The organism is Nocardia sp. NPDC050717, from assembly GCF_040654275.1.
Lineage (GTDB): Bacteria > Actinomycetota > Actinomycetes > Mycobacteriales > Mycobacteriaceae > Nocardia.
The window spans coordinates 1115127-1132884 of sequence record NZ_JBFAHR010000001.1 but is presented as its reverse complement, the minus strand read 5'-3'; the positions used below and the strand labels follow the sequence as shown (position 1 = coordinate 1132884).

The window sequence follows — 17758 nt, the reverse complement described above, 5'->3', positions numbered from 1 at the left end:
ACCGCGCTTATCCTGGACCCGCCAGGGCGTGGCTGCCGCGCCGGGAACCGGGCACCATTGAGGGATGGTCCACTCCGCCTTCGCCGAACTGCTGATCGCGCGCCGCGCCGAGCTGCGTCCCGAGGACGTCGGCCTGCCCGCGGGCGGCAGGCGCCGCACGCCGGGGCTGCGCCGCGAGGAGGTCGCGGTGCTGGCCGGGGTGAGTGCCGACTACCTGGCCCGGCTGGAGCAGGGCCGCGACACCAACCCGTCGATGGCCGTGGTCGACGCGCTGGCCACCGCGCTGCGGTTCAACGAGACGGAGCGCTCACACTTCGGCTGGCTCGCGCTCACCTCGAGCGCCGAGGCCCGCTGCCCGAGCACCGCCTTCGACCCGGCGCTGGACCAGGTGCCCGCCGCGCTGCGCGGTGTCATCGACGCGCTCGCGCCGACGCCCGCCTTCGCGCTCGGCCCCCGTGCCAACATCCTCGCCTGGAACAGCGCCTGGGAAGACCTGGTCACCCCGCTCGGCATGCTCGACGATCCGGATCAGGTGAACCTCGCGGTGTGGGCCTTCCGGCATCCGCTGGCCCGGGAGACCGTGACCGACTGGCCGCAGTTCGCCGATCACCTGGCCGACCAGCTGGCCCGCACCCGCCTGCGCCGTCCCGACGACGAGCGGGTCGCGGCGATCATCGCGTTCCTGTGCACCGAACCGGAGTTCGCGCGCCGCTGGCAGCCGCACCGCCTGGCCGAGGACGTCCCGAGCCTGCTCGGCGTCGAACACCCCACCCGGGGCACCCTCACCTTCACCGTGCAGACCCTGTCGGCCGACCGCGATCAGCAGGTGGTCGTCTGGCTACCGCGCCAGACCGCCGCCCGCGCACCGGAACTGCGTCTCGTGCCCGGACACGCGGTCGGCGAGTAGCGCCGGTCAGAGACCGAGTTCGGCCATGCGCGCGGCGTGGCGCTGCTGCATGCGGTCGAACAGGGTGGCGATGCCGTTGAGGTCGCCGGTCGCGGCGAGGACCAGTTCGGCGAGCTCGTCGCGCTGGGCCATCACGTACTGCGCCTGGGTGATCGCCTCGCCGAGCAGCCGGCGACCCCACAGCGTGAGCCGGTCGCGCTCGGAACGACTGGCCGCGACGGCGCCGCGGACCTCGTCGACGACGAACTGCGAGTGGCCGGTCTCGGCGAGCACCTCGCGCACCACATCGGCGACCTCGGCGGGGAGCACGCCGACGATCTCGGAGTAGAAGTCGGCGGCCAGTCCGTCACCGACGTAGAACTTCACCATCGACTCGAGCCAGGTCGAGGGATCGGTCGACGCGTGATAGGAGTCCAGCGCGCCCTGGTACTGCGCCATCGACGATTCCGCGTCGGCGCCGCGGGCGGTGAGCGCGGCCTCGAGCGCCTCGAAGTGCGCCAGTTCGGCGGCGGCCATCTTGGCCACCGCCACCCGGCCGTGCAGCGAGGGCGCCAGCTTGGCTTCCTCGGCCAGGCGGTAGAACGCGGTCAGCTCGCCGTAGGCGAGGACCGCGAACAATTCGGTCACCCCGGGGTGGTCCGCGGCGAGCGGTTCGGTCGAGACAACATCCGGCGCGGCAGAGGTCTGTGCTCCCATGGCTACCAACCTTAGTCCCGATCGATGATCAGTCGCGCTCCGCCAGGAACTTGTCGAGGTAGGTCCAGGTGGAGTGGCGGGCGTCGGGACCGGCGAGGATGCCCAGGTGGCTGCCCGGCGCCACCTCGTAGGTCACCGACGGCGAGCCGGTGAGCGTGCGTAGACCGGCCTCGACAGCGGCCTTCGGGGTGATCACGTCGGCGGTGCCGCCCACCAGCAGCACCGGCACCCGCACGTCGGCGAGTTCGACCGTGCGGTCGCGCAGCTTCAGGCGGCCGTTGCCGATGTCGTTGGCGAGGATGAACCGGCCCCAGATCTGGCCGTAGAAGCGGCCGGGATAGCCGGGCATGGCCGCCTGGAAACGATCGATGGACTCCATTTTCGCCAGTGTCTCGGTGCGCGCGATATTGCTCGCGACGAACAGCGGCCGCGCGATTTCCCGGTCGATCGCGGCGATCCGGTAGGCGAGTTTGGTCAGCGGCGCGGGGATTCCGCCCGCCGCGCGGACGAACGCGGTGGTGGCCCGGCCGCCGGTCAGGCTCGCGACCGCGCGCACCTGCGGCATGCCGAGCATCTTGTCGTAATCGAGCGGCGCGCCGACCCCGGTGACCGAGCGGATCGGCAATTCCGGATTCGCGGCGGCGGTGAGCAACGAGAAGACCCCGCCGATCGACCAGCCGACCAGGTCGACCGGGGCGCCACCGCGATCGGCGCTCACCCGCCGGATCGCCTCGGGCAGGATGTCGGTGACCCAGTCCTCGAAGCCCATGGCGCGGTCGGCGAAGGAGATGTCGCCGTAGTCGACCAGGTAGGTGGGGCGGCCGTTCGACACCAGATGCCTGGCCAGGCTCTGGTCGGGGCGCAGGTCGAAACAGGTCGCCGGGGCCGCCAGCGGCGGCACCAGCAGGACCGCGGAATCCGTTGTGGCCGAGGATGATCCGGAGTCGTAGCGACGCAGCAGGCGGTGCGGCTCGTCGTACAGCACGGTCGACGGCGCCGGGTCGGGCGCCTCGATGCCCGCGCCGAAGCTCAGCGCCCACGCGTTGCGCGCGGCGGTGGTGACTGTCTCGGTGATCCTCACGACAAGAAATGTCTCATACCTGGTACCGGCGGTACCAAGTGAGTTCTGTTACATCGGCGGACACGCGCGAAAATCCGGTACTCCGAATTGCGCTGTGACACACCGTCCGACCGCCGAAAGCGAAGGTCACACCCGTTTTCGCGAGACCGGCGCCACTCCCGAAATTCGGGTTGCGCACATTATCACGCTACAATCACCGTGGACAACGCTAGATTCATCGCTCCGGCGCACTGTGCGGACGCGGCTGGCGAAGCCTCCACCCGCGCGACATGCGGGCGGACGGCGGCGGCGAAGTCCACGGAAAATGTGCGCGCACCGAATCCGCATCACCGATGTGCCGCGCCGATGACGCGATAGCGCTCGGTGCAGGCCCGGTGAATATCACAGGCGGATATGTGGTCGTCGCGGGCCGACCGGCCCGCCCCACCTCGTGCGTGCGAGATGCAATGACGAGGAAGGCACGAACCCTGAGCAAGATCACTGTCGAACAGGAACCCGGTTTGACCGACACACTCCTGACGGCCGAACTGGACAACACCCACATCCCGCCGAGTTTCGCCGAATTGGGCGTGCGCTCCGAAATCGTGCGCGCGCTGGGCGAGATCGGGATCGAGCGCACCTTCGCGATCCAGGAACTGACCCTGCCGCTGGCGCTGGCGGGCGAGGACCTCATCGGCCAGGCCCGCACCGGCATGGGCAAGACCTTCGGTTTCGGCGTGCCGCTGCTGCACCGCATCGCCACCGCCGACACCGGCACCACCCCGCTCGACGGCACCCCGCGCGCGCTGGTCATCGTGCCGACGCGCGAGCTGTGCATCCAGGTCACCAAGGACCTGGAGAACGCGAGCAAGTACCTGACCAACCACCAGGGTTCGCTGAAGGTCGCCGCCATCTACGGTGGCCGCCCCTACGACACCCAGATCGCCGCGCTGCGCGAGGGCGTCGACGTGGTCGTCGGCACCCCGGGCCGCCTGCTGGACCTGGCCAACCAGAACCACCTGATCCTCGGCAAGATCGGCGTGCTGGTCCTCGACGAGGCCGACGAGATGCTCGACCTGGGCTTCCTGCCCGATATCGAGCGCATCCTGTCGATGGTTCCCGACAAGCGCCAGACGATGCTGTTCTCGGCCACGATGCCGGGCCCGATCATCACCCTGGCCCGCACGTTCCTGACCAGGCCGACGCACATCCGCGCCGAGCTGGCCAACGACTCGGCCGTGCACGATCGCACCGCGCAGTTCGTCTACCGCGCGCACGCGCTGGACAAGAGCGAACTGGTCGCGCGCGTGCTGCAGGCCGAGAGCCGCGGCGCCACGATGATCTTCACCCGCACCAAGCGCACCGCGCAGAAGGTGGCCGACGACCTGGCCGAGCGCGGTTTCGCGGTCGGCGCCGTGCACGGCGACCTGGGCCAGATCGCCCGCGAGAAGGCGCTGACCAAGTTCCGCAAGGGCAGCATCGACGTGCTCGTCGCCACCGATGTCGCCGCGCGCGGTATCGACATCGACGACGTCACCCACGTCATCAACTACCAATGCCCCGAGGACGAGAAGACCTACGTGCACCGGATCGGCCGCACCGGCCGCGCCGGGCGCACCGGCGTCGCGATCACCCTGATCGACTGGGACGAGCTGCACCGCTGGGCCTCGATCGACAAGGCGCTCGGCCTCGGCATCCCCGACCCGGCCGAGACCTACTCGCGCTCGCCGCACCTCTACGCCGACCTCGGTATCCCGGAGGGCGTCACCGGCGTCATCCGGAAGCCGAAGCCGGTGCGCGAGGAGGGCGACGTGGTCGAGGAGCGCGCCGAGCGCCCGAAGTCGACCCGCAGCCGTCGCCGTACCCGCGGCGGCAAGGCCACGGAGGCGACCGCCACCGAGGCGACCGAGTCCGCGACCGACGCGGCCCCGGCCGAGGATGGCGCCGAGGGCGACAAGCCGGCCCGACGCAGGCGCCGCCGCCGCAAGCCCGCCGAGGGCGAGGCGACGGTCACCGAGTCGGCGACCGCGTCCGCTCCGATCGAGTCCGCTCCGGCCGCCTCCGGCGACGCGCAGGCCACGACCGGCGACGCGCAGGCCGAGCCCGCCACCGGTGACCAGACCAAGCCCGCTCGCCGACGCCGTCGCCGCACGTCTGCCGAGTCGGGCGAGTCGACCACCGAGACGTCCGCCCCGGCCACCGCCGAGACGGCACCGGACGAAACCGACGCCGCGCCCGCCCGCCGACGCCGTCGCACGTCCGCCGAGTCCGCCGAGTCGGGCGAGTCGGGCGAGTCGACCGCCGAGGCATCCACCCCGGCCACCGCCGAGGCGGCACCGGACGAGACCGACGCCGCGCCGGCCCGGCGCCGCCGTCGGCGCAAGCCGGCCGAGTCCGCCTCGGCCGACAGCCCGGCGTCCGCCGACAACCAGGTGACCGTCGACGCCTGACGCCGACGCCACGCCGAGCGACCCCTGTCCCGCTGCGGGACGGGGGTCGCTTCCGTTCGGACAGCTTCCCCGGTCAGGCGCGTGCCGACGGCGGCGCAACCCTTCCGTACGGGCGGTCCGCCAGGGGCGCGGACCCGCCCGCGCCTGCCCTGCAAATACACTCGCTGTGTGCTCGCACCCGAGCGGCGGACGCGCGCCGATATCTTTGCCGCAGTAGCGATCGCCGTCATCCTTGTGGTGGCGGCGATCGTGGTGTGGGCGCGAGCCGATGTCACCGGGACCGATTCGGTCACCGCCGGCTCCCCCGCCCCGACTGTCACCGCGGCGACGCAGCTGCCCGCCTCGCTGCGCGAGATGTGGCACGCGGCCGACTCCGGCAGCAGCCGGGCGCTCACCTCCGGCAACGTGGTGGTGACCGGCGACGACGGCACCGTCAGCGGGCGCGATCCGGTCAGCGGCGAGCAGCTGTGGTGGTATCACCGCGACATGCCGCTGTGCGCGGTGGAGTCCCAGTTCGGCACCGTGATCGCCACCTACCGCGATCAGCGCGGGTGCAGCCAGACCACGATGCTCGCGGCCGATACCGGCGAGCGCGAGGCGGCGCGCAGCAGCTACATGGACGACGCCGTCCGCGTCAGCGGCGACGGCACCTACCTGGTCGCCCTCGGCACCGACCGGCTGGAGATGTGGCGCTCCGACCTGGTGCGCACGCTCGAATACGGCTACGTCGACGCGCCGATCAATCCGGGCTACCAGCCGCGCAGCGGCTGCACGCTCACCTCGGCCGCGTCGAGTTCGTCGCGGCTCGCGGTGCTGGAACGCTGCCCCGCCGACCCGACCGCCCGGCTCACCGTGCTCAATCCGGCGCCGAAGGAGGCGACCCAGCCAGAGGAGCACGGCTCGCGCGTGCTCACCGCGCCGGGCGCCGACTCCCCCGAGGTCCGGGTGCTCGCCGTCTCGGACAACAAGGTGGCCGTCTACTACCCGCCCACCCCCGCGACGGCCACCGGCCTCGGCCAGCCGGCCCGGATCGCCGTGCACGACGGCACCGGCAACGAGATCGCGGTGCACCAGCTGGCCGCGCCGTGGAGTGAGCGCGCCACCGTCACCAAGCTGGGTTCGGCCCTCTACGTCTTCACCGGCGACAGCCTGATCGCGTTGAGCGCCAGCACTTTACAGCCAGTCTGGACCGTCCCCGACGCGCTCGGCACCCCGGCGCTGATGGCGGGTAGACTGCTCGTCCCCGTCGCCGACGGACTGCTCGCGGTCGACACCGCCAACGGCGCGACCGTCGCCCGGATTCCGGTCCACCGCAACGACTACGACGGCGGCACCATCTCCACCGCCGTGCTCGGCACCACAGTGCTCGAACGCCGTGGCGGTCAGCTCTACGCGCTCGGCTGAGCCCGGCGGCGCCTGCCATGATGGACTCATGTCCACACCCGACGCCCGAGTGGTCCTGCTGCGCCACGGCGAAACCACCTGGTCCAGTCAGCGCCGCCACACCAGCCACACCGATCTGCCGCTGACCCCGCGCGGCGAGGACCAGGCCCGCTCGGCCGGACTGGTGCTGGCCTCGCTCGACCTGCGCGATCCGATCGTGTTCAGCAGCCCCCGCCTGCGCGCCAGGCACACCGCCGAACTGGCCGGGCTCGGCCATGCCGAGATCGACGACGACCTGGCCGAGTGGGACTACGGCGACTACGAGGGCCTGACCACCGCCCAGATCCGCGAGACCGTCCCCGGCTGGACCGTGTGGACCGCCCCGACCCCGGGCGGCGAGACCGCCGAGCAGGTCGGCGCCCGTGCCGACCGTGTCCTCGGCAAGGCCGAGCCGATCCTCGCCGACCGCGACGTGATCCTCGTCGGCCACGGCCACTTCTCCCGCGTCCTCATCGCCCGCTGGGCGGAACTGGCCGTCACCGAGGGCCGCCGCTTCGCGATGACCACCGGCGCGATCAGCGAACTCGGCTACGACCACGACGCCCACACCATCTGGGCCCACAACCTCACCACCCGCACCGAACCATCCGAGGGAGCCCGATGAGCGTTCGTAGCGCGACCCCTGCCGATGTGCCCGCGATGGTGGGGCTTGTGCACGAGCTGGCCGAGTACGAGAAGGCGGCGGACGAGTGCACGCTGAGCGACGAGCAGCTGCACTCCGCGCTGTTCGGGGCCGCGCCCGCGCTGTTCGCGCATGTCGCCGAGCACGAGGGTGTGGTGGTGGGGTGCGCGATCTGGTTCCTGAATTATTCGACCTGGGACGGTGTGCACGGGATCTATCTGGAGGATCTGTACGTGCGGCCGCAGGTTCGGGGGACCGGGCTCGGGCGGGCGCTGGTGGCGGCGCTGGCGGCGGAAGCGGTCGAGCGCGGGTACAGCAGGGTGTCGTGGTCGGTGCTCACCTGGAACACGCCGTCGATCGCGTTCTACGAATCCCTCGGCGCCGCACCGCAGGACGAGTGGATCGGATACCGGATCTCCGGCGCCGAACTCGCCGCGCTGGCCGCGACCGCGAGCTGAATCCCGTGCGCGTCGAAGTACCGGGCGAATGGCCGCGCACCCCGGCCGAGGCGATCGCGCTGCAGGACGAGCTGCGGCCGCTGGTGCGCGCGGAAAACCCGGCGCCGCCAAGTTTTTCGACGGCGGCGGGCATCGATTCGGCCTATGCCGAGGACGGCACCGTCGCCACCGCGGCGGTCGTGCTCGACCTGACGACCATGGAAACCCTGGAAACCGCAGTGGCACAGGGAATTTCGACTTTTCCCTATGTTCCGGGACTGCTCGCTTTTCGCGAACTTCCCGCCACCGTGGCGGCATTGGGCAAACTCACCGGCACCCCGGATCTGCTGGTGTGCGACGCGCAGGGAATCGCGCATCCGCGCCGCTTCGGATTGGCCTGTCATATCGGTTTGCTGACCGGAATTCCGACCATCGGCGTGGCCAAATCGGTGTGGGGTGAATACGAGCCGCCCGGTGCGCGGCGCGGCGATGTCAGCGATATCCGGATCGACGGCGAGGTCGTCGGCCGGGCATTGCGCACCCGCGACGAGGTGAAGCCGTTGTTCGTCTCGGTCGGTCATCTCATCGACCTCGACACCGCGTGCGCCCAGGTGCTCGCGCTCACCCAGGGTTTCCGGCAGCCGGAAACCACCCGCCGAGCCGATCACCTGTGCCGCGCGGCGTTGCGCGCGGCGACCTCTGGCTAGGGCCGCTCGTCCGGGATCTCGCCGTAGTCCTGGGCCATGTACCGGCTCGACGCGGGCGCGAACAGCGCGCCGAGCGCACCGACCACCACGATCGCCAGCAGGGTGCCCCACAGCGGCTGATGGGAGTCGGTCAGCAACGACCACGCCACCGGCAGCAGCAGCACCTGCGCGATGACCGCGATGGCCCGGCCCCAGCGCTTGCCGCGCAGCAGCCCGATACCGGCGGCGAGGACCCCGCCGAACAGCACACCGAACCAGATGGCGGTGCCTGCCCCGCTGGCCACCGACTGATCGTGGCCGGTCAGCGCCCGCACGACGAGCACGATCGCGGTGATCACGCCGACCAGGCCCTCGAAGGTCACCAGCGCCCCGGCCACCCGGATCGCCGTCGGGATCCCGCCCGAACGCCCGCCGTCGCCGGACTGCTGGTCACCGTCTGTCACGTCGCGCTCCACCACACGGCCAAGCCTACGACGCGCCCCTCGGCGCACGCGCGCCACCGCAGCGCCCGACCGCACCGCGCGGTCTGTTCACGATCTCCCATTACCCTCGACTCGTGCGGACGCTGCTCATCGTCAATCCGAATGCCACTTCGACCACCCCGGCGACCCGGGATCTGCTCGCCCATGCGCTGGAGAGCCGAACCCAGCTGACCGTCGCGCACACCCAGCATCGCGGCCACGCGGCCGAGCTTGCCCAGTGGGCATCCACGCAGGAGATGGACCTGATCGTCGTGCACGGTGGCGATGGGACGGTCAACGAGACCATCAACGGATTCCTGCCGCTGCCGCAGGTCGGTGACGACCAGGTCTGGCGGCCGCGCCTCGGCATCATCCCCGGCGGCTCGGCGAACGTGTTCGCCCGCGCCCTCGGCATCTCGCCCGATCCGGTCACCGCGACCAACCAGCTCATCGATCTGCTGGCCCGCGACGCCGACCGCCGGATCGGTCTCGGCCTCGCCGACGATCGGTGGTTCACCTTCAGTGCGGGCGTCGGGCTCGACGCGGATGTGTGCGAGTCGATCGATGTCGCCAGGGCGAAGGGCCGCAAAGCCACGCCAGCGCGCTATCTGCGTACCACCGTGGCGCAGTTCTTCCGCGCCCGGCGCGAGGAACCGCGTGTCACCGTCGAGGTCGAGGGACACGATCCGGTGGAGTCGGTCTATTACGCCTTCGTCACGAATTCGAGCCCGTGGACCTATCTCGAGGACCGTCCGGTTCGCACCAATCCGGGTACCACCTTCGAAAGTGGGCTCGGGGTGTTCGCGATGCGATCGATGAGTGTCACCCGCACCCTGCTGCTTGCTCGGCAGTTGCTGGCCGAGAATGGAAATCCCCAGTCGGACAAGCTGTTCCGGGTCGACGATGTGCCGTCGGTGCACGTCGAGGCCGACGGTGAGATCGGCCTGCAAATCGATGGCGACTTCATCGGAAAACGCAAGATGGTGCATTTCACATCCGTGCCCGGCATCCTCGATGTGGTGGCCCCCAAACCCTCCTGAGCTCGGGACACGCGGAAAAATCTCCCGGTTGCGCTGCGAAAACCGGGAGACGCGAGTACAAAGGACCGGGCGGGTTCCCCTTACGGGGTCTCTAGAGCGTGATCTCCCCCACGGTGCGCCGGACACCTATTGACATCTACGGTGTTCGTGAAAGCATTCACAAGCAACCGTGCGGAAACATTCGAGTCGCACAAGTGAACGATCCACTAACCAGCGGTGCCCTTTGTGGCGCCCGTGCAAAGGAGCAGAGGAATGGACTGGCGCCACAAGGCCATCTGTCGCGACGAGGACCCCGAGCTGTTCTTCCCGGTGGGTAACAGTGGTCCTGCGCTCGCGCAGATTGCCGATGCCAAGCTGGTCTGCGCCCGCTGCCCCGTCACTGCCGATTGCCTGTCGTGGGCCCTGAAGTCCGGACAGGATGCCGGCGTGTGGGGTGGAATGAGCGAAGACGAGCGTCGCGCGCTCAAGCGGCGCAACGCGCGCACCCGTACGCGTACCTCCGTCTAGTCGACGAGGAGGCGTTGCCGGGCCAGCAGCCCCGGCCCGGTAACGCATGTGAGAACCCGGCACCTCGCGGTGCCGGGTTTATTGTTGCCCCACAGCGGTTTTCGGCGTTTCTCAGCGCGCGGAACGCCGCCCCAGCGGAACCCGAAGCACCGCGTCGGTGCCCACGTCGGCGCCGGGGTGCAGGCCGATCGAACCCCCGAGTTCGGAGGTCACCAGGGTCCGCACGATCTGCAGGCCGAGCCGGTCGGAGCTCTCCAGGCTGAAGCCGGCGGGCAGGCCACGGCCGTCGTCGCTGATGATCACGTCGAGCCAGCGGGCCGACCGTTCCGACCGAATCGTCACGGTACCGTTCTCGCCCGGGTCGAAGGCGTGCTCGATGGCGTTCTGCACCAGCTCGGTCAGCACCATCACCAGCGGAGTCGCCCGCTCCGCCGAGAACACTCCCAGCGAACCGGCTCGGCGCACCTTGATCCTGGCCGTGTGCACCGTGGCCACGTCGGCCATGATCGGCAGCAGCCGGTCGACGACCTCGTCGAGATCGACCTCTTCGTCCACCGACATCGACAGCATCTCGTGCACGGAGGCGATCGAGGTGACCCGGCGCACCGACTCGGTGAGCGCCACCTGCGCCTCCGGGTTCTCCGTGCGGCGCGCCTGCAACCGCAGCAGCGCCGCCACCGTCTGCAGGTTGTTCTTCACGCGGTGGTGGATCTCGCGGATCGTCGCGTCCTTGCTGAGCAGCGCGCGATCGCGCCGCTTCACCTCGGTGACATCGCGCACCAGCACCGCGGGCCCGGCCAGTTCCCCGCCGGGCCGCATCACCAGCGTGCGCAGCAGCACGGTGGCCCCGCGCGCCTCGACCTCCATCCGGCGTCCGGTGCGCCCGGCCAGCGCGGCCTGGATGTCGGCCACCACCTCCTGCGCGTCGAACGGATCGGTGATCAGTGAGCGGGTGGTGACCGCGAGGTCCTGGCCGACGAGATCGGCCTGCATCCCCATCCGGTGATAGGCCGACAGCGCGTTCGGGCTGGCGTAGACGACGATGCCCTCGGTGTCGAGACGGATGAATCCGTCGCCGGCGCGCGGGCTGGAATGGGTGGCCGCGCGATCCTCCGGCGTCGGAAAACTGCCGTCGGCGATCATCTGGCACAGGTCGTCGGCGCAGGACACATAGGCCGTCTCCAGCGTGCTGCGGACCCGCGAACGCGCCAGATCGGAATCGCGGCTGAGCACCGCGATCACGTCGTCACCACAGCGCACCGGGATGGCCTCGCGGACCGCGTGCACCGGGCTGGGGTGATAGACCCCGCTCACCTCGACCTCGGTGTCGGTGCGCACCGTGCGCCCGGTGAGCAGGGCGTCGAAGACCTGCGGGAAGTCCGCGCGCGAGGCGGTGGTGTCGACCTTGTCGTCGAGGTGGACGGTGGGCGCGGTGGTCGGCCGGATCTGGGCGACGCACACCACGTCGGCCCCCTCGGCGACCGGTCCGGCGCCCACCCACAGCAGCAGATCCGAGAACGAGAGGTCGGCCAGCAACTGCCAGTCGCCCACCACCCGTTGCAGATGATCCACGGCGGTGCCGGGAAGGTCGGTGTGTTCGGCCAGGAGCTCGCTCAGTGTTGCCACGGGGGATCTACCGCTTCTGTCGTGTCGCTAGGAGATGGTGGCGATGAGATCGCCCGCCTGCAGAACCTGTCCCGGCTTCACGTCGATCGAGGTGACGTCGCCCTCCACCTCGGTGAGGACCGGGATCTCCATCTTCATCGACTCGAGCAGCACCAGGGTCTGGTCGACCGCGACATGCTCGCCCACCGAGACCTCGACAGCGAGCACGGTCGAGACCATCTCCGCGCGCACTTCTTCAGGCATGGCACCCCGTTCACGTAGTCATTCGGCCACCGCGATGTGGCGATGGCCGTATCCGCCGAAGGTACAGCCAATCACACGTGGAACAATGGCCGTCGATCAGACCGAAGAAGGGAGCCACCCATGGGTAAGCGTGGACGTAAGAAGCGCAGCCGCAAGGGCAACGCAGCCAACCACGGCAAGCGGCCCAACTCCTGAGCCGCGCTCAGAAGCTGGAAAAGGGGCACCCGACGGGTGCCCCTTTTTTGTGCCGGAACCGGGTGCTCAGCCCTCGGTGGTCTCGATCCTGGTGACCGTGATCGAGCGGTGGATCTCCAGCTTCAACCGGTCGCGCAGGCCCTCCGGCGCGTGCTCACCACCGCATTTGCGGCTGAGCAGGCTCTTGATCTTCTCCTCGATGCCGTAGGCCTCGATGCACGGACTGCAGTGGTCCATGTGCTCCTGGAGCCGATCCCTGGTGGCCTGGTCGCATTCGCCGTCGAGCATGAGCCACACGTCCGCGAGAACCGCGGTGCAGTCCATCTCCATATCGGGGTCGCTCACTTGACTACCTCCTGGCGTTCCCCACGGTCGAATCCACGTTCGCGCGCCACATCGGCGAGCAAACCCTTGAGTTGCTTGCGGCCGCGATGCAGCCGGGACATCACGGTACCGATCGGAGTGCCCATGATGTCGGCGATTTCCTTGTACGGGAAACCTTCGACGTCGGCGTAGTACACCGCCATCCGGAACTCCTCCGGCAGCTGCTGCAACGCGGCCTTGATCTCGTCGTCGGGCAGGGCGTCGAGCGCCTCCACCTCGGCCGAGCGCAGGCCCGTCGAGGAGTGCTCGGCGGTCGCCGCGAGCTGCCAGTCGGTGATCTCGTCGGTCGGGTACTGCGCGGGCTGACGCTGCTTCTTGCGGTAGGAGTTGATGTAGGTGTTGGTCAGGATGCGGTAGAGCCAGGCGCGCAGGTTGGTGCCCTCTTTGAAGGACTTGAACCCCTGGAACGCCTTGACGTAGGTCTCCTGCACCAGGTCCTCGGCGTCGGCCGGGTTCCTGGTCATCCGCAGGGCGGCGCCGTAGAGCTGGTCCAGCATCGGGAGCGCGTCGCGCTCGAACCGTGCCGCCAGCTCGGCTTCGTCGACTCCTGAGCCGGATGCCCCGGCAGGCATCGCGTCATCGTCGCTCGTCACACCAATCCCTTCGATCGCCGTAGTCACCGAATCTACCGGCAGCACGGAATCGAGCGGCAATCGCGCACCCCCGGGCGAGCTGGGACGCTCCTCGAGCAGCAGTGTCACGCTCTCTCCTTCACGGGTCACGGGCGGGTGTTCGTCATTCGTGTGCAACATGGACCCCCTGATCCGTGTTCCCGGGCCGCCCGAAAAATGTGGTTGCCGCCCGGGTGCGGCGCGTGGTTACTGTGACGCCCATGGCATCGACTCCGGCGATCAAGGCCCTCGCCGCCGCGGGGATCGCGCACCGCGTGCACAGCTACCACCACGATCCGCGCGCGGAATCCTTCGGCGACGAGGCGGTGGACGCCCTCGGCGCGGAGCTGGGCGTGCGGGCCGAGCAGATCTTCAAGACGCTGGTGATCGAACTCTCCACCGGTGCGCTGGCCGTCGCCGTGCTGCCGGTGCCGGCCAAGTTGTCGCTGAAGGCCGCCGCGGCGGCGCTCGGGGCGCCCAAGGCCGCCATGGCGGACAAGACGAAGGCCGAGCGCACGACCGGGTACGTCCTCGGCGGGGTCAGCCCGCTCGGCCAGCGCAAGAAGCTGCCCACCGTCGTCGACGCCTCGGCGCTGACCTGGGATCGGGTGCTGTGCAGCGCGGGCAAGCGCGGCCTGGAGATCGAGCTCGCCCCTGCCGATCTGGTCCGCGCGGCCGGGGCCGTGACGGCGCCCGTCACGAGCTGAACCGGTACGGCAGCCATCCGATCGTGGCCCGGTTCCGAATCCACTGCGACGCATTCCGCGCCCGGTACGACCGATTCGACCCGAGGATGTGATGCGAGAAATGTCCACTCGTTCGACGATCGCCACCCTGTCCGGTGCTCTCGTCCTGACCTTCGGCGCGCTCGCCTTCGCCGCGCCCGCCACCGCCATCCCGCCGGTCGCGCCGTCGGCGCCGACCGAGCCGGGCGACTACCCGCTCAACGGGCAGGGCACCCCGAAGAACTCCCCGCAGGCCGCGCCCCAGGACGACGAGAAGGCCGAGAAGGCGGAGAAGCTCGGCGGCGGGGTCGCCACCGAACTGATCGACCTGGCCACCGGAATCATCAAGTGCGGTCTGAACATCGCCACCGATTCGGTGCCCTGCAAGCTCTGAGCACGGCAGCGGTGGGGCCGGGCCGGCGACCGCTGGTCCGGCCCCACCGCTTTCGGTGGCTAGAACAGCGCGGGGGTGCCGCCCGTGGTGTCGGCGGGAGCGAGCAGTTCCGGGCCGTTGTTGCGCACATTGTTGACCAGGGTGGAGACCGGCCGCGCGACGATCGCGTCCACCTCGGCGGGCGCGGCGCCGCGCAACAGCTCGGCCGGGGCGGGCCGGTCCGGATCGAGCCAGGCGTCCCAGTGCTCACGCGGCATCGGCAGCGGCATCCGGTCGTGGATCCGGGCGAGCTCGCCGATGGCGTCGGTGGTGAGGATGGTGCACGAGAGCAGCGGCGGAGCGTCGGGAACCGCGCGGTCGCGCCACACCGACCACAGCCCGGCCATGTACAGCCGTGACCCGTCGGCGTGCGACATGTAGAACGGCCGCTTCACCGCCTTGCCCTTGGCGGTCGGGTCCGACTCGACCAGCCACTCGTACCAGCCGTCCATCGGCACCAGGCACCGCTTGTGCTTGGCCGAGTCACGGAACGAGGGGGCGGTGATCGCCTTGTCGGCGCGGGCGTTGAACAGCGGTTTGCCCTTGGCGGGCACGCCGGGCTCCGCCGCCTTCGTCCACGCCGGGATCAGTCCCCAGCGCATCCGCCGCACCCGCAGCGCGGGGTCGTCGTCCGGGGCGCCGTGCTCGTGGCGTTCCACCACGGTCAGCACCTGGGTGGTCGGCGCCACGTTGTAGCTGACGGTGGACTCCTGGGTTGCCGCGTCGAGGTCGGTCTCGTCGATCGCGTCGAGGTCGGCCGCGAGGCGACCGGGGTTGGTGGTCGTCGCATATCGTCCGCACATGAGGCCATCGTCGCACCAGCCGGTGACAAGTGCCGACCACGCCGAATTCACCACCACCCGTGTGTCCCGGCCGCACATGCGCGAAGATGGGCGAGTGAGTTTCTGGCCAGCGCCCCACATCGAGGTCCCCGTCCACGCGACCGTCACCCTGCCCGGTTCGAAATCCATCACCAACCGCGCGCTCATCCTGGCCGCACTGGCCGATGGCCCGTCCACCCTCACCGGTGCGCTGCGCAGCCGCGACACCGACCTGATGATCAAGGCCCTGCAGGGCCTCGGCGTCGAGATCATCGGTGACGCCGAGACCCTCGAGGTCACTCCAGCCCCGCTGCGCAGCGCCGCGGTCGACTGCGGCCTGGCGGGCACCATCATGCGGTTCCTGCCGCCCGCCGCCGCGCTGGCGACCGGCGACGTCGCGTTCTTCGGTGACGAGCAGGCCAAGCACCGCCCGCTGACCACCATCCTCGACGCCCTGCGCAAGCTGGGCCTCGATGTGGACGGTGACGCCCTGCCGTTCGTCGTCCACGGCACCGGCGGCCTGCGCGGCGGCGCCGTCACCATCGACGCCTCGGGGTCCTCGCAGTTCGTCTCCGGTCTGCTGCTCTCGGCGGCCCGCTTCGACGAGGGCATCACCGTCCACCACGACGGCAATCAGCTGCCCTCGATGCCGCACATCGAGATGACCGTGGAGATGCTGCGCCGCGCCGACGTGCGCGTGCACACCCCCGCCGATTCGCGCAGCGCGCAGACCTGGACGGTGGAACCGGGCCCGATCCGCGCGGTCGACTGGGAGATCGAGCCCGACCTGTCCAACGCCACCCCGTTCCTGGCGGCGGCCGCGGTGACCGGCGGCGAGGTGAGCGTGCCGATGTGGCCGCGCGGCACCACCCAGCCCGGTGACGTGATCCGCGAGATCCTGGTGCGGATGGGCGCCGAGGCCCGCATCTTCGACGGCGTGCTCACCGTGCGCGGCCCGGAGCGCCTGGCCGGCATCGACATCGACCTGCACGACGTCGGCGAGCTCACCCCCACGGTCGCCGCCCTGGCCGCGCTGGCCGACTCCCCGTCGGTCCTGCGCGGCATCGCGCACCTGCGCGGCCACGAAACCGACCGCCTCGCAGCGCTTTCCGCGGAGATCAACCGGCTCGGCGGCAATGTCACCGAGACCGAGGACGGGCTCGAGATCGTGCCCGCCCCGCTGCACGGCGGGCAGTGGCACTCCTACGCCGATCACCGGATGGCCACCGCGGGCGCGATCCTGGGACTGCGGGTGCCCGGCGTGGAGATCGAGGACATCGGCACCACCGCCAAGACGCTGCCGACCTTCGTCACCCTGTGGGAGCAGATGCTGGCACCCGCCTTATCGGGTGAGGGAGCGGCGCGCTGAGCCGCCGCGGCCGCACCGCAGCCAGCTACGACGAATCCGATGTCCGGGTCCGTCCCGGCAAGGCCTCGCGTCCGCGCACCAAGACCCGTCCCCAGCACAGCGACGCCGAAGCCGCGATGGTGGTCTCGGTGGATCGCGGGCGCTGGGGGTGCGTGCTCGACGGTGACGCCGACCGGCGCATCGTCGCCATGCGTGCCAGGGAACTGGGCCGCACGCCGATCGTGGTCGGCGATCAGGTCGACGTCGTGGGCGATCTGACCGGCAAACCCGACACGCTCGCCCGGATCGTGCGGGTCGCCGACCGCGCGACGGTGCTGCGCCGCACCGCCGACGACACCGATCCGTTCGAGCGGATCGTCGTCGCCAATGCCGAGCAGCTGTTCATCGTGGTCGCGCTCGCGGATCCGCCGCCGCGCACCGGCTTCGTCGAGCGGGCCATGGTGGCCGCCTACGCGGGCGGGCTGGAACCGATCCTGGTGCTCACCAAGCGCGATCTGGCCGCGGAATCCGAATTCGCTTCGGCCTTCGAGGGTTTGGATCTGAAGATCCTCTACGCCGGCATCGACGACCCGATCGAGCCGGTGCTCGAGCTGCTCGACGACCGGCTCACTGCCCTCATCGGGCACTCCGGGGTCGGCAAGTCGACGATGGTGAATCGTCTTGTGCCCGATGCCTATCGGGCCGTGGGCGAGGTGTCCGGGGTGGGCAAGGGCAAGCACACCTCCACCCAGTCGGTGGCGCTACCGCTGCCCGAGGGCGGGTGGGTGATCGACACGCCGGGCGTGCGCTCGTTCGGGCTGGCCCACATCACGCCCGACGACGTGATCGCCTCGTTCACCGATCTGGCCGACGCCATCGAGGACTGCCCGCGCGGCTGCACCCACCTGGGCCCGCCCGCCGATCCCGAGTGCGCTCTGGACCAGCTCCCCGGCACGGAACGGCGCGTCGCCGCGATCCGCCAGCTGCTCACCGCGTTGATCTCCAACGAGACGTATTAGCAACCGGTTCCGTGCCGGGGCCG

Annotated in this window: 20 protein-coding genes; 12 read left to right on the top strand and 8 right to left on the bottom strand. The window is 70.2% G+C overall.

Annotated elements, in window-relative coordinates:
* Positions 1-64 precede the first annotated feature (64 nt).
* Positions 65-907 (top strand): helix-turn-helix transcriptional regulator, encoded by an 843-nt coding sequence (locus AB0H56_RS05395; RefSeq protein WP_357157465.1) that lies wholly within the window; start codon positions 65-67, stop codon positions 905-907.
* A gap of 6 nt (positions 908-913) precedes the next feature.
* On the opposite strand, the gene AB0H56_RS05390 is transcribed toward AB0H56_RS05395, so the two are convergent.
* Positions 914-1603, bottom strand: coding sequence for a ferritin-like fold-containing protein (locus AB0H56_RS05390; RefSeq protein WP_357157462.1), 690 nt, complete (start codon positions 1601-1603; stop codon positions 914-916).
* 28 nt (positions 1604-1631) lie between these two features.
* Positions 1632-2684: an alpha/beta fold hydrolase gene (locus tag AB0H56_RS05385; protein ID WP_357157459.1), complete on the bottom strand. Its 1053-nt coding sequence runs from the start codon at positions 2682-2684 to the stop codon at positions 1632-1634.
* 446 nt (positions 2685-3130) lie between these two features.
* Here AB0H56_RS05385 and AB0H56_RS05380 point away from each other — a divergent pair, with 446 nt between their 5' ends.
* From AB0H56_RS05380 to AB0H56_RS05360, 5 genes are all read left to right on the top strand, one after another.
* Positions 3131-5113: a DEAD/DEAH box helicase gene (locus tag AB0H56_RS05380; RefSeq protein ID WP_357157456.1), complete on the top strand. Its 1983-nt coding sequence runs from the start codon at positions 3131-3133 to the stop codon at positions 5111-5113.
* A 168-nt stretch (positions 5114-5281) separates the two neighbouring features.
* The gene (locus tag AB0H56_RS05375) at positions 5282-6517 is read left to right on the top strand and encodes a hypothetical protein (RefSeq protein ID WP_357157453.1); all 1236 of its coding nucleotides are present in this window, start codon (positions 5282-5284) and stop codon (positions 6515-6517) included.
* A gap of 28 nt (positions 6518-6545) precedes the next feature.
* Positions 6546-7160, top strand: a complete 615-nt coding sequence (locus tag AB0H56_RS05370; protein WP_357157450.1) for an acid phosphatase — start codon at positions 6546-6548, stop codon at positions 7158-7160.
* Complete coding sequence (locus AB0H56_RS05365; RefSeq protein ID WP_357157447.1) at positions 7157-7636, top strand: GNAT family N-acetyltransferase; 480 nt, start codon at positions 7157-7159, stop codon at positions 7634-7636. The genes AB0H56_RS05370 and AB0H56_RS05365 overlap by 4 nt, the downstream gene beginning before the upstream one ends.
* Positions 7637-7641: 5 nt before the next feature.
* On the top strand, positions 7642-8322 hold the full coding sequence (locus AB0H56_RS05360) for an endonuclease V (protein ID WP_357157445.1): 681 nt from the start codon (positions 7642-7644) through the stop codon (positions 8320-8322).
* On the opposite strand, the gene AB0H56_RS05355 is transcribed toward AB0H56_RS05360, so the two are convergent.
* Positions 8319-8765, bottom strand: a complete 447-nt coding sequence (locus tag AB0H56_RS05355; RefSeq protein ID WP_357157442.1) for a hypothetical protein — start codon at positions 8763-8765, stop codon at positions 8319-8321. The genes AB0H56_RS05360 and AB0H56_RS05355 overlap by 4 nt on opposite strands.
* Positions 8766-8878: 113 nt before the next feature.
* Between AB0H56_RS05355 and AB0H56_RS05350 the strand changes: the two genes are divergently transcribed.
* The gene (locus AB0H56_RS05350; protein WP_233000363.1) at positions 8879-9823 is read left to right on the top strand and encodes a diacylglycerol kinase family protein; all 945 of its coding nucleotides are present in this window, start codon (positions 8879-8881) and stop codon (positions 9821-9823) included.
* A gap of 252 nt (positions 9824-10075) precedes the next feature.
* On the top strand, positions 10076-10330 hold the full coding sequence (locus AB0H56_RS05345; protein ID WP_022567051.1) for a WhiB family transcriptional regulator: 255 nt from the start codon (positions 10076-10078) through the stop codon (positions 10328-10330).
* Between the two features lie 111 nt (positions 10331-10441).
* Here the strand turns inward: AB0H56_RS05345 and AB0H56_RS05340 are convergent, their stop codons facing one another.
* From AB0H56_RS05340 to AB0H56_RS05325, 4 genes are all read right to left on the bottom strand, one after another.
* Positions 10442-11956, bottom strand: a complete 1515-nt coding sequence (locus AB0H56_RS05340) for a histidine kinase N-terminal domain-containing protein (protein ID WP_357157440.1) — start codon at positions 11954-11956, stop codon at positions 10442-10444.
* 27 nt (positions 11957-11983) lie between these two features.
* A complete protein-coding gene (locus AB0H56_RS05335; RefSeq protein WP_357157437.1) occupies positions 11984-12199 on the bottom strand; it encodes a biotin/lipoyl-binding carrier protein in 216 nt (71 codons plus the stop codon).
* A 261-nt stretch (positions 12200-12460) separates the two neighbouring features.
* Entirely contained in the window at positions 12461-12724 is a 264-nt protein-coding gene (gene rsrA, locus AB0H56_RS05330) for a mycothiol system anti-sigma-R factor (RefSeq protein ID WP_110036847.1), read from the bottom strand.
* An 11-nt stretch (positions 12725-12735) separates the two neighbouring features.
* Entirely contained in the window at positions 12736-13350 is a 615-nt protein-coding gene (locus AB0H56_RS05325) for a sigma-70 family RNA polymerase sigma factor (protein WP_357157897.1), read from the bottom strand.
* Positions 13351-13610: 260 nt separating this feature from the next.
* Here AB0H56_RS05325 and ybaK point away from each other — a divergent pair, with 260 nt between their 5' ends.
* Together ybaK and AB0H56_RS05315 are read left to right on the top strand one after the other, a co-directional pair.
* Positions 13611-14096, top strand: a complete 486-nt coding sequence (ybaK, locus tag AB0H56_RS05320) for a Cys-tRNA(Pro) deacylase (RefSeq protein ID WP_233000367.1) — start codon at positions 13611-13613, stop codon at positions 14094-14096.
* Positions 14097-14196: 100 nt separating this feature from the next.
* Positions 14197-14508, top strand: a complete 312-nt coding sequence (locus AB0H56_RS05315) for a hypothetical protein (protein ID WP_357157433.1) — start codon at positions 14197-14199, stop codon at positions 14506-14508.
* A gap of 59 nt (positions 14509-14567) precedes the next feature.
* On the opposite strand, the gene AB0H56_RS05310 is transcribed toward AB0H56_RS05315, so the two are convergent.
* A complete protein-coding gene (locus AB0H56_RS05310) occupies positions 14568-15350 on the bottom strand; it encodes an SOS response-associated peptidase (RefSeq protein ID WP_357157430.1) in 783 nt (260 codons plus the stop codon).
* Positions 15351-15426: 76 nt separating this feature from the next.
* On the opposite strand from AB0H56_RS05310, the gene aroA reads away from it, so the two are divergent.
* Together aroA and rsgA are read left to right on the top strand one after the other, a co-directional pair.
* Entirely contained in the window at positions 15427-16737 is a 1311-nt protein-coding gene (gene aroA, locus AB0H56_RS05305; RefSeq protein ID WP_357157894.1) for a 3-phosphoshikimate 1-carboxyvinyltransferase, read from the top strand.
* Complete coding sequence (gene rsgA / locus AB0H56_RS05300) at positions 16734-17735, top strand: ribosome small subunit-dependent GTPase A (protein ID WP_357157891.1); 1002 nt, start codon at positions 16734-16736, stop codon at positions 17733-17735. The genes aroA and rsgA overlap by 4 nt, the downstream gene beginning before the upstream one ends.
* Positions 17736-17758: the final 23 nt, after the last annotated feature.